Origin of the sequence: Cupriavidus sp. 2TAF22, assembly GCF_052115045.1 — a bacterium.
In the GTDB taxonomy this organism is placed as follows: Bacteria; Pseudomonadota; Gammaproteobacteria; order Burkholderiales; family Burkholderiaceae; genus Cupriavidus.
This window is the reverse complement of the sequence record NZ_JBFRFX010000036.1, coordinates 37,833-50,003: the sequence shown is the minus strand read 5'-3', so window position 1 is coordinate 50,003 and position 12,171 is coordinate 37,833. Positions and strand designations below refer to the sequence as shown.

General features: G+C 69.0%; 13 protein-coding genes. 12 read left to right on the top strand and 1 reads right to left on the bottom strand.

What is annotated here, in order from left to right:
- The first annotated feature begins 3 nt into the window (after window positions 1-3).
- The 3 genes from rodA to AB4Z48_RS31510 all read left to right on the top strand — a co-directional run bounded on the left by rodA (window position 4) and on the right by AB4Z48_RS31510 (window position 3,144).
- A complete protein-coding gene (rodA, locus tag AB4Z48_RS31520) occupies window positions 4-1,146 on the top strand; it encodes a rod shape-determining protein RodA (protein ID WP_441621291.1) in 1,143 nt (380 codons plus the stop codon).
- Window positions 1,147-1,338: 192 nt separating this feature from the next.
- Window positions 1,339-2,007 carry a DUF484 family protein gene (locus AB4Z48_RS31515; protein WP_441621289.1) on the top strand — a complete coding sequence of 223 codons (669 nt, stop codon included), beginning with the start codon at window positions 1,339-1,341 and terminating at the stop codon, window positions 2,005-2,007.
- Between the two features lie 39 nt (window positions 2,008-2,046).
- Window positions 2,047-3,144: a tyrosine recombinase XerC gene (locus AB4Z48_RS31510; RefSeq protein WP_441621287.1), complete on the top strand. Its 1,098-nt coding sequence runs from the start codon at window positions 2,047-2,049 to the stop codon at window positions 3,142-3,144.
- A 6-nt stretch (window positions 3,145-3,150) separates the two neighbouring features.
- Here the strand turns inward: AB4Z48_RS31510 and AB4Z48_RS31505 are convergent, their stop codons facing one another.
- Window positions 3,151-4,116, bottom strand: a complete 966-nt coding sequence (locus AB4Z48_RS31505) for a transcriptional regulator GcvA (RefSeq protein WP_441621285.1) — start codon at window positions 4,114-4,116, stop codon at window positions 3,151-3,153.
- Between the two features lie 219 nt (window positions 4,117-4,335).
- Here AB4Z48_RS31505 and AB4Z48_RS31500 point away from each other — a divergent pair, with 219 nt between their 5' ends.
- The 9 genes from AB4Z48_RS31500 to pcp all read left to right on the top strand — a co-directional run bounded on the left by AB4Z48_RS31500 (window position 4,336) and on the right by pcp (window position 12,154).
- A complete protein-coding gene (locus tag AB4Z48_RS31500; protein ID WP_441621283.1) occupies window positions 4,336-4,695 on the top strand; it encodes a DUF2917 domain-containing protein in 360 nt (119 codons plus the stop codon).
- A 163-nt stretch (window positions 4,696-4,858) separates the two neighbouring features.
- Window positions 4,859-5,590, top strand: coding sequence for a lipoyl(octanoyl) transferase LipB (gene lipB, locus AB4Z48_RS31495; RefSeq protein ID WP_441621281.1), 732 nt, complete (start codon window positions 4,859-4,861; stop codon window positions 5,588-5,590).
- A 43-nt stretch (window positions 5,591-5,633) separates the two neighbouring features.
- Window positions 5,634-6,629, top strand: coding sequence for a lipoyl synthase (gene lipA / locus AB4Z48_RS31490; RefSeq protein WP_441621279.1), 996 nt, complete (start codon window positions 5,634-5,636; stop codon window positions 6,627-6,629).
- Window positions 6,630-7,108: 479 nt separating this feature from the next.
- A complete protein-coding gene (gene pxpB, locus AB4Z48_RS31485; RefSeq protein WP_441621277.1) occupies window positions 7,109-7,759 on the top strand; it encodes a 5-oxoprolinase subunit PxpB in 651 nt (216 codons plus the stop codon).
- Between the two features lie 43 nt (window positions 7,760-7,802).
- Entirely contained in the window at window positions 7,803-8,825 is a 1,023-nt protein-coding gene (locus AB4Z48_RS31480; protein WP_441621275.1) for a biotin-dependent carboxyltransferase family protein, read from the top strand.
- A 77-nt stretch (window positions 8,826-8,902) separates the two neighbouring features.
- Window positions 8,903-9,643 carry a 5-oxoprolinase subunit PxpA gene (pxpA, locus tag AB4Z48_RS31475; RefSeq protein WP_441621273.1) on the top strand — a complete coding sequence of 247 codons (741 nt, stop codon included), beginning with the start codon at window positions 8,903-8,905 and terminating at the stop codon, window positions 9,641-9,643.
- Between the two features lie 113 nt (window positions 9,644-9,756).
- Window positions 9,757-10,503 (top strand): DUF969 domain-containing protein, encoded by a 747-nt coding sequence (locus AB4Z48_RS31470; RefSeq protein ID WP_441621271.1) that lies wholly within the window; start codon window positions 9,757-9,759, stop codon window positions 10,501-10,503.
- Between the two features lie 3 nt (window positions 10,504-10,506).
- Window positions 10,507-11,457: a DUF979 domain-containing protein gene (locus AB4Z48_RS31465; protein WP_441621269.1), complete on the top strand. Its 951-nt coding sequence runs from the start codon at window positions 10,507-10,509 to the stop codon at window positions 11,455-11,457.
- Window positions 11,458-11,470: 13 nt separating this feature from the next.
- Entirely contained in the window at window positions 11,471-12,154 is a 684-nt protein-coding gene (pcp, locus tag AB4Z48_RS31460) for a pyroglutamyl-peptidase I (RefSeq protein WP_441621267.1), read from the top strand.
- Window positions 12,155-12,171: the final 17 nt, after the last annotated feature.

The window sequence follows — 12,171 nt, the reverse complement described above, 5'->3', positions numbered from 1 at the left end:
GCCATGGATCGACGCCGCGTCCTGTCATTCATCAAGACGGCACTCACCGGTTTCGACAAACCGCTGGCGCTGATCGTCTTCCTGCTGTTCGCCACCGGCATCGTGGCGCTCTATTCGGCCGCCATCGACATGCCCGGCCGGGTCGAGGACCAGCTGCGCAACATCCTGCTCTCCTACGCGGTGATGTGGGTGATCGCCTACCTGCCGACCCAGACCCTGATGCGGGTCGCGGTGCCGCTCTACACGCTGGGCGTGGCCTTGCTGATCGGCGTGGCGATGTTCGGCCTGATCCGCAAGGGCGCGCGCCGCTGGCTCAACGTCGGCATGGTCATCCAGCCCTCCGAGATCATGAAGATCGCCATGCCGCTGATGCTGGCGTGGTACTTCCAGAAGCGGGAGGGCTCGGTCAGGTGGTTCGATTTCGTGACCGCGCTGCTGCTGCTGGGCGTACCGGTGGGCCTGATCGCCAAGCAGCCCGACCTGGGCACCGGCCTGCTGGTGCTGGCCGCCGGCCTCTATGTGATCTATTTCGCCGGGCTGTCGTGGAAGATCATCCTGCCGCTGCTGATGGCGCTGGTGGTGGCCGTCACCGCGCTGGTCACCTTCGAGAGCGATATGTGCGCGCCCGGCGTGAACTGGCCGGTCCTGCACGACTACCAGCAGCACCGCATCTGCACGCTGCTGGACCCCACCACCGACCCGCTCGGCAAGGGCTTCCACACCATCCAGTCGATCATCGCCATCGGCTCGGGCGGCGTGTTCGGCAAAGGCTGGCTCAAGGGCACGCAGACGCACCTCGAGTTCATCCCGGAAAAGCACACCGACTTCATCTTCGCGGTCTTCTCGGAAGAGTTCGGCCTGATCGGCAATGCCGTGCTGCTGGTGCTCTACCTGCTGCTGATCTTCCGCGGGCTGTATATCGCGGCCAATGCGCCGACCCTGTTCTCGCGCCTGCTGGCGGGCTCGATCACGCTGATCTTCTTCACCTACGCCTTCGTCAACATGGGGATGGTGAGCGGCATCCTGCCGGTGGTGGGGGTGCCGCTGCCGCTGATGAGCTATGGCGGCACGGCGCTGGTGACGCTGGGGATGGGGATCGGGATCCTGATGAGCATTTCGCGGCAGAAAAGGCTGATCCAGACCTAGGCGGAGACGACGCGGCTGCGCACCTCCGCTCCATGCACACGCCGAAGGCTGTTCCGGCTCCTCGCCCGGGAGACGGAGCAGCCTTCGTCGCTGAAGGTGGATGCATCACTTCGGAGCCCGGCGCGCAAAACCAATGGCGTACAGGCATCACCTCTTTGCTAAACTGCCCCCCAAACATCCCGGTTGAAGCCAATGAACGCCCAAGACGTCGCGACTTTCCTGCAGACCAACCCCCAGTTCTTCGAAGACCACGCCGAGCTGCTCGCCGCCGTGCAGCTGACCAGCCCGCACAGCCACCGCGCGGTGTCGCTGCAGGAGCGCCAGATGGAGATCCTGCGCGAGAAGAACAAGGGCCTGGAGCTGAAGCTGGCCGACCTGGTCCGTCACGGCCACGACAATGACCGCACGCAGCAGCGCATGCATGCGTGGCAGCTGCGCCTGCTGGCGGAGGTGGATTCGCACGCGCTGCCCTACGCGGTGCAGGATGGCCTGCAGCAGGTGTTCGAGGTGCCGGCGGTGACGCTCAAGCTCTGGCAGGTGGCCGAGGGCTACGCGCACATGGAAGTCACGCGCGGCGTGAGCGAGGACGTGCGCCTGTTCGCCGAAGGCCTGCGCGCACCCTATTGCGGCGCGAACAGCGGTTTCGAGGCGGCGGCATGGCTGGAGCGCGACGATATCGCGTCGCTGGCCATGGTGACGCTGCGCGTGCCTGCGCGGGAGCCGGGCACGCTGGGCGCCGCGTTCGGCCTGCTGGTGCTGGGCTCGCCGGAGGCGCGCCGCTTCCACGAGGGCATGGGCACGGCCTACCTGTCGCAGATCGGCGAAGTGGCGGGCGCCGCGCTGAACCGCCTGCGCGACTGAGGCTGCCATGCGCCACGGCGCGATCGCAATGGCCCGGTCATGACGCGCGGCCGGAATCCCGGGTCATCGCCCGCACCCGCCACCGCTGCCGCCGACAAGCCGGCACCGGATCCGCTGGTGCTGCGCTATCTCGAATGGCTCGCCAGCGGCCGCAAGCTGGCCGCCCACACGCTGTCCAGCTACGGGCGCGATCTCGCCGTCTTGCAGGAATACGCCACGCGCTTCGCGCCGGGCTGTGCCCTGCTGTCGCTGCAGACCCATCACATTCGCGGCTTTGCCGCGCGCCTGCATGGCGGCGGGCTGGCTGGCACCAGCATTGCCCGCACGCTGTCGGCGTGGCGCGGCTTCTACCTGTGGGCCGCGCGCCATGGCCTCGGCGTCGAGGCCAATCCGGTCGAGGGCGTGCGCGCGCCCAGGTCGGGCCACCGGCTGCCCAAGGCCTTGTCGGTCGAGCACGCTGTGGCGCTGGTTTCGCACAGCACGGGCGAGGGCGCGGAGGACGTGCGCGACCGCGCCGTGTATGAGCTGTTCTATTCGAGCGGCCTGCGCCTGTCGGAGCTGGTGCAGCTGGACCAGCGCTACACCGAGGATGGCGCGTACCGCTCGGAAGGCTGGATCGACATGGACAGCGCCGAGGTCACGGTGATCGGCAAGGGCTCGCGCCGGCGCACCGTGCCGGTCGGCAGCAAGGCCATGGAAGCGCTGCGCGCCTGGCTGGCGGTGCGCGCGCAGATGCTGCGCCCCGGCGCGGCGCCGCAGGATGCGCATGCCATGTTCCTGAATCCGCGCGGCCGGCGCCTGCCGGCGCGCACGGTGCAGTTGCGCATCAAGCAGCAGGCGATCCGCGCGGGCGTGCCGGCGGACGTGCATCCGCATATGCTGCGGCACTCCTTCGCCACGCATGTGCTGCAATCCTCCGGCGACCTGCGCGCGGTGCAGGAAATGCTGGGCCATGCCAGCGTGGCCACCACGCAGATCTATACCGCGCTGGATTTCCAGCACCTGGCCAAGGTCTACGACAAGGCGCACCCGCGCGCGGGCAGGGCGCATGCCGCGCCTGCGCCGGAACCCGACGCGAACGCCTCGTCGCCCGCGGCCGGGCCGGCTAAGCCCGCCGCGGCGCCCGGGGACGACTGAGCGCGGCTACGGCTTGCCTTCCCACTGCGCCAGGATGGCGCGGAACGCTTCCATTTCCGGCAGCATCCAGGCGCGGAACGCCTTCACCTTCGGGGATTCGAGCATGCCGGGCGAGCAGACGAAGTAGAGCAGCCACGGGCAGGGGATGCTGACATTGAACAGCCTGACCACACGCCCCGACAGCAGGTCGTTGTAGGCCAGCGAGGAGCGGATCAGCGCAATGCCGTGTCCCGCGGCGGCGGCCTGCAGCAGCAGCGAAGAGTCTTCGAGCAGCAGGCCCTTGCGCGGTTCGGGCCAGTCCAGGCCGGCGGCCTCGAACCACGGTTTCCATGGATCGCCTTCGCCGCGCAGCAGCGGCATGCCCTCCATGTCCTGCGGGTGTGCCGGCAGCTTGCCGCCGTTGAAGGCGGGGCAGCAGACCGGGAAGAACACATCGTCGAGCAGTTTTTCCACGTACAGGCCGGGATAGTCGCCGCTGCCCATGCGCAGTGCGATATCGACTTCCTCGCGTGCGAAGTCCACCAGGGTGTTGGACGACAACAGCTCCACGTCCAGTTCGGGATGCCGCTCGATGAAGCTGCCGATGCGCGGCGTGAGCCAGCGCGCGGCAAACGAGGCCATGGTGCTGATGGTAAGGCGCTTGTCGCGGCTGCCGGCCTGCAGCGTGCGCGTGGCATCGGCGATTTCCAGCAGGGCCTCGCGCACGCGCATGGCGTAGGCGCGCCCGCCGGGCGTGAGGCTGACGCGCTTGCCGTTGCGCACGAACAGCGGCTGTCCCAGCTCTTCCTCGAGCGCGCGGATCTGGTGGCTGACCGCGCCATGCGTCACGAACAGCTCGGTGGCGGCGCGCGAAAAGCTCTCGTGGCGGGCCGCGGCCTCGAACGCGCGCAGCGCGGTCAGCGCCGGCAGGCGCGGTAGCTCGCGGTGCCAGCCGCGCGGCAGATCTTTCTCCAATGCCCCTTTCAGCGCCATGACCAGTCCCATCGCATGTGAGTTTATTTAGCAAGAACCGGGAAAATATATCGTTTTGGAAGGGCTTCGGCAATCACTAGAATGCAATGCATCGGCGCTGCGCCCGCACCGGTTCCGTTTCAGACACCGCCAGGCCCATCAAGGGGAGTGTACGAAGCGGCGGCCCATTCCGGGCAGGCGGGTGCGCACAATTGCCGATGTCAGTGAAGGATGCCCAACATGAAAACATTGCTCACAACGACCCTGTTCACCCTGAGCCCGGGCGAAGTCACCTCGCTTTCCATCCACGTGGCCCAGCGGCTGCACGTGGAAGAAGCCTCCGGCACCGATCTCTGGGTCACCCGTGAAGGCGACTCGGCGGACCACTGGCTGCGCTGCGGCGGCAGCATCCTGCTCGAACGTGGCGACGAGATCGTCCTCAGCGTGGATCCGCGCGCCGCGCAAGGCGTACGCCTGGCGCTGATCGCCGAAGCACGCCGGCCGGTCGTGAGCATGGGGCACCTGGTGGCGGGCATGGCGCGGCGCCTGGTTCGAGGGACGGAATGGACGCCTAACCAGGACCAGATCACGGCCTCCTGAGGCCGGGGCCGGCGCATCCGGGCGCAGCCACCTGCGGCTGGTGCACTCGCGCCGGCCGGGCGAGCCCGCGGACGGCGGCGGGACGTGATGACAGCGTGAAGGCAGAAAGGGGCGGCATCCTGTGCGATCCGCCCCTTTTCCTTATTTTCGTTAAACTGGCGGGATGCAATCGATACAAGTCATCGAGCAGGGCCGCCAGGACTACGAGCCGTGCTTCGACGCGATGCGTGCCTATACCGCCGCCCGCACCGCCGAAACCCCCGACCAGATCTGGCTGGTGGAACATCCCCCGGTCTACACGCTCGGCCAGGCCGGCGACCCCGCGCACCTGCTCGCACCCGACGAGGCCATTCCGGTGGTGCGCATCGATCGTGGCGGGCAGGTCACTTATCACGGCCCGGGCCAGGTCGTGGCCTATCTGCTGCTGGACCTGCGCCGGCGCCACCTGATGGTGCGCGAGCTGGTTAATGCGATCGAGCAGGCCGTGCTGGACACGCTCGCGGCGTATAATCTCGCAGCCGAACGCAAGCCCGGCGCACCTGGCATCTACCTTTCCGAAGGTGAGCACCAGGGCGCCAAGATCGCCGCGCTCGGACTCAAGATCCGCAACGGCTGCAGCTATCACGGCGTCAGCCTCAACGTGCAGATGGACCTCGCGCCCTTCCTGCGCATCAACCCCTGCGGCTATGCCGGACTGGAAACGGTCGACATGGCCACGGCGGGCGCCACCTACGCGGTGGCCGATGCGCCGGGCGCGCCTCGCCTGCCCGTGACCGCGGCCCAACAAGCCGATATCGCACGGCGCCTCGCGGCGGCGCTGGGCGACGTACTGGCAGCGGCGCAAGAGCGCGCCGCGGCTGCCGGCCCGAAACCCGCCGCGGCCCTGGTTAACTAGCTATCCAGCCGAACATGCACGCATCGCGCGTGCGGAGAAAACTATGAGCGACGCCCTGATCGCCTCTTCCAGCGAAGCCCCGCAACCCCAGGCGGAGCAGTACGATCCGACCCGCAAGCAGAAGTCCGCTGACAAGACCGCGCGCATCCCCATCAAGATCGTGCCGGCCGAGAAGCTCAAGAAGCCCGAGTGGATCCGCGTCAAGGCGGCCACCGGCAACTCGCGCTTCTACGAGATCAAGGACGTGCTGCGCGCGAACAACCTGGTCACGGTGTGCGAAGAGGCGAGCTGCCCCAATATCGGCGAATGCTTCGGCAAGGGCACGGCCACCTTCATGATCATGGGCGACAAGTGCACGCGCCGCTGCCCGTTCTGCGACGTGGGCCACGGCCGCCCCGACCCGCTCGACGCCAACGAGCCGGGCAACCTGGCCCGCACCATCGCCCAGCTGCGCCTGAACTACGTGGTGATCACCAGCGTCGACCGCGACGACCTGCGCGACGGCGGCGCCCAGCATTTCGTGGACTGCATCACGCTCACGCGCGAGCTGTCCCCCGCGACCCGCATCGAAGTGCTGGTGCCGGACTTCCGCGGCCGCCTGGACAAGGCGTTGGACATCCTGCAATCGGGCCCGCCTGACGTGATGAACCACAATATGGAAACCGTGCCGCGCCTGTACAAGCAGGCGCGCCCGGGCGCGGACTACGCGCACTCGCTCAAGCTGCTGCAGGAGTTCAAGCGCCGCAATCCCCACGTGGCCACCAAGTCCGGCCTGATGGTGGGCCTGGGCGAGACCGACGAGGAAATCCTCGAAGTCATGCGCGACATGCGCGCCCACGACATCGACATGCTGACCATCGGCCAGTACCTGGCGCCGTCGGGCCACCACCTGCCGGTGATGCGCTACGTACATCCGGACGTCTTCAAGATGTATGAGGAAGAGGCCTACAAGATGGGCTTCACCCATGCTGCCGTTGGCGCCATGGTGCGCAGCTCCTATCACGCCGACGAGCAGGCGCACCAGGCCGGCTTCGCCTGAGCCCGGGGCGTTCGCCCAGCTGCGCAGACCGGCCGGTTTCCACCGGCCGGTTTTTTTTCGTCCGTGCGGAATGCGCGAGGCGTGTGTCCCGGCGTTGCAGGCGCGCCACGATACCGGCAACCGGCGCAAGAAAATCGGGTCTGGCCGATTTCCCGGGCGGATGCGGCCGGATCGCCCTTCCTGCACCGCCGTGGCCCAGGCCGGGTCCGCACGGCATGCGGCGGGACCCGGGCGTGCGCCGCCCCGGTGCCGGATGCACCAGGATGGCGTGACGTCCGGCAAACACCACCGGTAGCGTCGCCGGCTTCCTAGGGTCTACCCCTAGCCCCATCATCTCCTTGTTTAGTTATCATGAATTTATCGACAAATTGTCGATGAAAATAGATTGTACTCACGGACCGCCTCCTGGCCGGCGCCGCGCCTGACGAGTCCGGTGCGCCCGCCTACACTGCAAGGCAGGTCCCTTCCCGGTGCCGCCCATGTCCCGATGTTCCGTTCACCGCCTGGCCGAACGCGCGCTGCTTTGCAGCGTGCCGCCGCCTGCCTCGCTCGACGTACAGCGCCGCATCTGGGCCATGGCCCAGCGCGCGGCCGAATGGCGCGGCGTGGTGGACGCGGTGCCGGGCATGAACAACCTCACCGTGGTGTTCGACCGCGAGGCCGATCCCGAAGCGCTCGAGCGCAACCTCAGGCTCGCCTGGGCCTCCGGCGAGGCGAGCGCCGCCACCGGCAAGCTGGTCGAGATCCCGGTGCGCTACGGCGGCGAACACGGCCCCGACCTGGCCGAGGTCGCCGCGCACACCGGGCTGAGCGCGCAGGAAGTGGTGCGCCGCCACAGCGAGGCAGAGTACGTGGTGTACTTCCTCGGCTTCCAGCCCGGCTTCGCCTATATGGGCGGGCTGGACCCGGCGCTGGCCACGCCGCGCCGCGGCGAGCCGCGGCTGTCCGTGCCGGCCGGCTCGGTCGGCATCGGCGGCGAGCAGACCGGCATCTACCCGGCCGCGGCGCCGGGCGGCTGGCAGCTGATCGGGCGCACGGCCAGCGAACTGTTCGTGGCCGACCGCGATCCGCCCTCGCTGTTCGCGCCCGGCGACACGGTGCGCTTCGTGGTCGAGGAGTTGGTGGCATGAACCGTATTGCACGTTCCGGCGCATTCGCGCGGAGGACCTTCGCGTGATTGAGATCATCCGTCCAGGCGCGCTCGCCTCGGTCCAGGACCTCGGCCGTCCCGGCTTTCGCCGTTTCGGCGTGGGCACCACGGGCGCGCTCGACAGCGTCGCCCTCACCATCGGCAACCGCCTGCTCGGCAACGCTGCCGGCGATGCCGCCATCGAATTCACGCTCGGCCGCGCGTCCGTGCGCTTCCACGCCGATATGCGGGTGGCCCTCAGCGGCGCCGAATGCAAGGCCAACCTGGATGGCGTGCCGGTGTGGTCATGGCATGCCTTCGACGTGCGGCGCGGCGAAACGCTGACCTTGTCGGCGGCGCAGGGCGGCACGCGCAGCTACCTGTGCGTGGCCGGCGGCATCGACGTGGCTCCGGTGATGGGTTCGCGCAGCACCGATCTCAAGGCCGGCTTTGGCGGGCTCGGCGGCCGCGCGCTGCGCGAGGGCGACCGGCTCGGCGCCGGGCGTCCCGGCGTGGCCGACGGCAGCGACTGGCTCGGCGTGCAGGCGCCGGCCTGGGCGCTGCCGGTGACGAAGCTTGGCAACGCCGTGCCGATCCGCATGCTGCCCGGCGTGGAGTACGACGATTTCGACCCTGCCTCGCGCGATGCGCTGTGGCAGTCCGAGTGGGTGATCACGCCCAACAGCAATCGCATGGGCCTGCGCCTGCAGGGCCCGGCGCTGGCGCGCGACCCCGCGCGCGCGGCGGACCTGCTGTCGCACGGTGTGCTGCCCGGCGTGGTGCAGGTGCCGCCGGCCGGCCAGCCCATCGCGCTGATGGCCGACGCACAGACCACCGGCGGCTATCCGAAGATCGGCGTGGTGATCGGCGCTGACCTGTGGCGCCTGGCGCAGGTGCCGCTGGGCGCGCCGGTACGCTTCGTGCGCGTTTCGCTCGAACAGGCCGCCGCGGCGCAGGCAGAACTGGACCGCTACCTGCAACAGGTGGACCAGGCCCTGCAATGGCAGGGCGATGGCCTGATGATCGCTGCGCGGCGGCGCACCCGCACGCGCGTCGCGGTGGGCTGAGCCGCCCGCCGCAATCCAGGACAGATCCACACGGCCACGGCCGCATCCCCGGCAAAGACAGAACGAGGAGTAACGCAATGCATATCGACTTGAATGCCGACCTCGGCGAAGGCTGCGGCAACGACCGCGAGTTACTGGCCCTGATCAGCTCGGCCAACGTGGCCTGCGGCTGGCATGCCGGCGACGCCGCCACCATGCTGCAGACCGTGCGCTGGGCGCTGGAGTCCGGCGTGGCCATCGGCGCGCATCCGAGCTACCCCGACCGCGAGAACTTCGGCCGCACCGAGATGCAACTGGCGCCCGACGCCGTGTACGCCGACGTGCTCTACCAGATCGGCGCGCTGGCGGCGCTGGTGCGCGCGCAGGGCGGGCAGCTTGCCCACGTCAAGCCGCACGGCGCGCTCTACAACCAGGCCGCGAAGGATCCCGTGCTGGCCGACGCCATCGTGCGCGCCGTGCGCGATTTCGATTCCGACCTGGTCTTCTTCGGCCTGGCCGGCAGCGTCATGGTCAAGGTCGCGCGCGAGGCCGGCCTCAAGGTGAAGGAAGAGGTCTTCGCCGACCGCGGCTATAACCCGGACGGCTCTCTGGTCAAGCGCGGCACGCCCGGCGCGCTGCACGAGGACGAAGACGTGGCCCTGGGCCAGACGCTGGACATGGTGCGCGGGCAGCGCGTGCGCGCCATCGACGGCACCTGGGTACCGATTCGCGCCGAAACCGTGTGTCTGCACGGCGACGGCGCACACGCGCTTGCCTTTGCGCGCCGCATCCGCGAGCGGCTCGGCGCCGAAGGCATCGCAATCCGCGCCGGAGCCTGAGGGGCGCGCCGCGCGCGTGCCTCAGGCCCCGGCATTACCGTGCCCCGCGGGACGTCGAGCAACATGACGCGGCGCGGGGCACTCGCCTCCATCACACTCTATTGGTGTCTCCCATGGAACAGGCAGTCAACCTCTGGCCCCTAGTCGGGGTCGGTATCATCATCCTCGGCTTCGTGCTGCGCTTCAATCCCATGATGGTGGTGGCACTTGCCGCCATCGCCACGGGCCTGGCGGCGAGCATGCCGGTCACGCAGATCTTCACCGCGATCGGCACCGCCTTCGTCAAGACGCGCAACCTGCCGCTGATCATCCTGCTGCCGCTGGCGGTGATCGGCCTGCTCGAGCGGCACGGCCTGCGCGAGCATGCGCAGGCGTGGATCTCGCGCATCGCCTCGGCCACGGTCGGGCGCCTGCTGATCGTCTACCTCGGCGTGCGCGAGCTGACCGCCGCGGTTGGCCTGACCAGCCTCGGCGGCCATCCGCAGATGGTGCGCCCGCTGCTCGCGCCGATGGCCGAAGGCGCGGCCGAGACCCGCTTCGGCAAGCTGCCCGAACCGGTGCGCCAGCGTGTGCTGGCCTTCTGCGCCGCCACCGACAACGTCGGCCTGTTCTTCGGCGAGGACATCTTCGTGGCCTTCGGCGCCATCGCGCTGATGCACACCTTCCTGCTGTCGTCCAACATCGACGTAGAGCCGCTGCATATCGCCGTGTGGGGCATTCCCACCGCGGTCTGCGCCTTCCTGATCCACGCGGTGCGCCTCAAGCGCCTGGACGGCTGGCTGGCACGCGAGATGGGCGGCCGCGCCGCCGCCGGTGCCGCCGGTGCCGGCACCGCCGCCAACGTGAAGAGCGGGGAGTAAGCCATGATCGTATCCATCAACTATCTCTTCTGGCTGGCCGGCCTGGTGCTGGCCATCACCGCGCTGATGACCTTCGCCGACCGCGAGCATCCGCGCCGCTTCAGCACCGGCCTGTTCTGGGCGCTCTATGCGCTGGTCTTCCTGATCGGCGACAAGCTGCCGCCGGCCGTGGTCGGCGTGGGCGCCGTGGTGATGGCGCTGATCGCCGGCTTCGGCGGCGTGGGCCACGGCAAGCACGGCACGCTGCCGGAGGACGAGCGCCGTGCCTCGGCCAAGCGCCTGGGCAACAAGCTGTTCATCCCGGCCCTGCTGATCCCGCTGGTGACCGTGATCGGCACTGTGCTGTTCAAGGACGTGAAGATCGCCGGCCTGGCGCTGCTCGATCCGAAGAACGTGACCTTCGTCTCGCTCGGCATCGGCTGCCTGGTGGCGCTGGCCGTGGCGTGCTGGCTCACCCGCGACAGCGTGGTGCAGGGCGTGCGCGAATCGCGCCGGCTGACCGAGTCGCTCGGCTGGGCGCTGGTGCTGCCGCAGATGCTGGCCATGCTGGGCCTGGTGTTCGCCGACGCCGGCGTGGGCAAGGCCGTGGCGCACCTGACCACCGCCTACATCAACATGGACTACAGGCTGGTGGCCGTGGTGGTGTACTGCGTAGGCATGGCGCTGTTCACGGTGATCATGGGCAACGGCTTCGCGGCCTTCCCGGTCATGACCGGCGGCGTGGGCGTGCCCATCCTGGTGAACATTTTCCACGGCAACCCGGCGGTGATGGCGGCCATCGGCATGTTCTCGGGCTACTGCGGCACGCTGATGACGCCGATGGCGGCCAACTTCAACATCGTGCCCGCCGCGCTGCTGGAGCTGGACGACAAGAACGCCGTGATCCGCGCGCAGGTGCCGACCGCGCTGATGATCCTGGTCGCCAATATCGCCCTGCTGTATTTCCTGATGTAAGGGAGTGGCCGCCATGCGCACCGTGCTGCTGACCGGGTTCGAGCCGTTCGAGAGCGAACCCGTCAATCCATCCTGGGAGGCGGTGCGCGCGCTCGACGGCGAGCGCTTCGGCAGCGCCCCCGGCGATCCCGACAGCCCCGATGCGGCCATCGTCGTGGCACGCCAGCTGCCCTGCGTGTTCGGCGCCGCCAACGACGCCATGGCCGACCTGCTCGACGCGCTCAGGCCGGTGCTGGTCATCGCGGTGGGGCAGGCGGGCGGGCGCCCGGAAATGTCGGTGGAGCGCGTGGCGATCAATGTGGACGATGCGCGCATCGCCGACAACGCCGGTGCGCAGCCCGTCGATGTCCGCATTGCCGAAGACGGCCCCGCCGCGTACTTCGCCAGCCTGCCGATCAAGGCGATCGTGCGCGACATGCGCGCGGCCGGCGTGCCCGCCTCGGTGTCGCAGACCGCGGGCACCTTCGTCTGCAATCATGTCTTCTATGGCCTGATGCACCTGCTGGCCACGCAGGGCGTACCCGCGGGCGTGCGAGGCGGCTTTATCCATATTCCCTACCTGCCGGAGCAGGCCGCGCGCCATCCGGGCCAGCCCAGCCTGGCACTGGCCACGATGATCGACGGCATCCGCCGCGCGGTGGCGACCGCCCTCGCGACAACGACCGACATCTGCGAGCAGGGCGGCCAGACGCACTGAGCGCACTGGGCGCACCG

Bases quoted from the DNA above. Each gene is read 5' to 3' on its own strand.
- AB4Z48_RS31505 (WP_441621285.1), bottom strand. From the start codon at position 4,116: ATGGCGCTGAAAGGGGCATTGGAGAAAGATCTGCCGCGCGGCTGGCAC.
- pxpA (WP_441621273.1), top strand. From the start codon at position 8,903: ATGCATATCGACTTGAATGCCGACCTCGGCGAAGGCTGCGGCAACGAC.
- lipB (WP_441621281.1), top strand. From the start codon at position 4,859: ATGCAATCGATACAAGTCATCGAGCAGGGCCGCCAGGACTACGAGCCG.
- pxpB (WP_441621277.1), top strand. From the start codon at position 7,109: ATGTCCCGATGTTCCGTTCACCGCCTGGCCGAACGCGCGCTGCTTTGC.
- pcp (WP_441621267.1), top strand. From the start codon at position 11,471: ATGCGCACCGTGCTGCTGACCGGGTTCGAGCCGTTCGAGAGCGAACCC.
- AB4Z48_RS31470 (WP_441621271.1), top strand. From the start codon at position 9,757: ATGGAACAGGCAGTCAACCTCTGGCCCCTAGTCGGGGTCGGTATCATC.
- AB4Z48_RS31515 (WP_441621289.1), top strand. From the start codon at position 1,339: ATGAACGCCCAAGACGTCGCGACTTTCCTGCAGACCAACCCCCAGTTC.
- AB4Z48_RS31500 (WP_441621283.1), top strand. From the start codon at position 4,336: ATGAAAACATTGCTCACAACGACCCTGTTCACCCTGAGCCCGGGCGAA.
- lipA (WP_441621279.1), top strand. From the start codon at position 5,634: ATGAGCGACGCCCTGATCGCCTCTTCCAGCGAAGCCCCGCAACCCCAG.
- AB4Z48_RS31510 (WP_441621287.1), top strand. From the start codon at position 2,047: ATGACGCGCGGCCGGAATCCCGGGTCATCGCCCGCACCCGCCACCGCT.
- rodA (WP_441621291.1), top strand. From the start codon at position 4: ATGGATCGACGCCGCGTCCTGTCATTCATCAAGACGGCACTCACCGGT.
- AB4Z48_RS31465 (WP_441621269.1), top strand. From the start codon at position 10,507: ATGATCGTATCCATCAACTATCTCTTCTGGCTGGCCGGCCTGGTGCTG.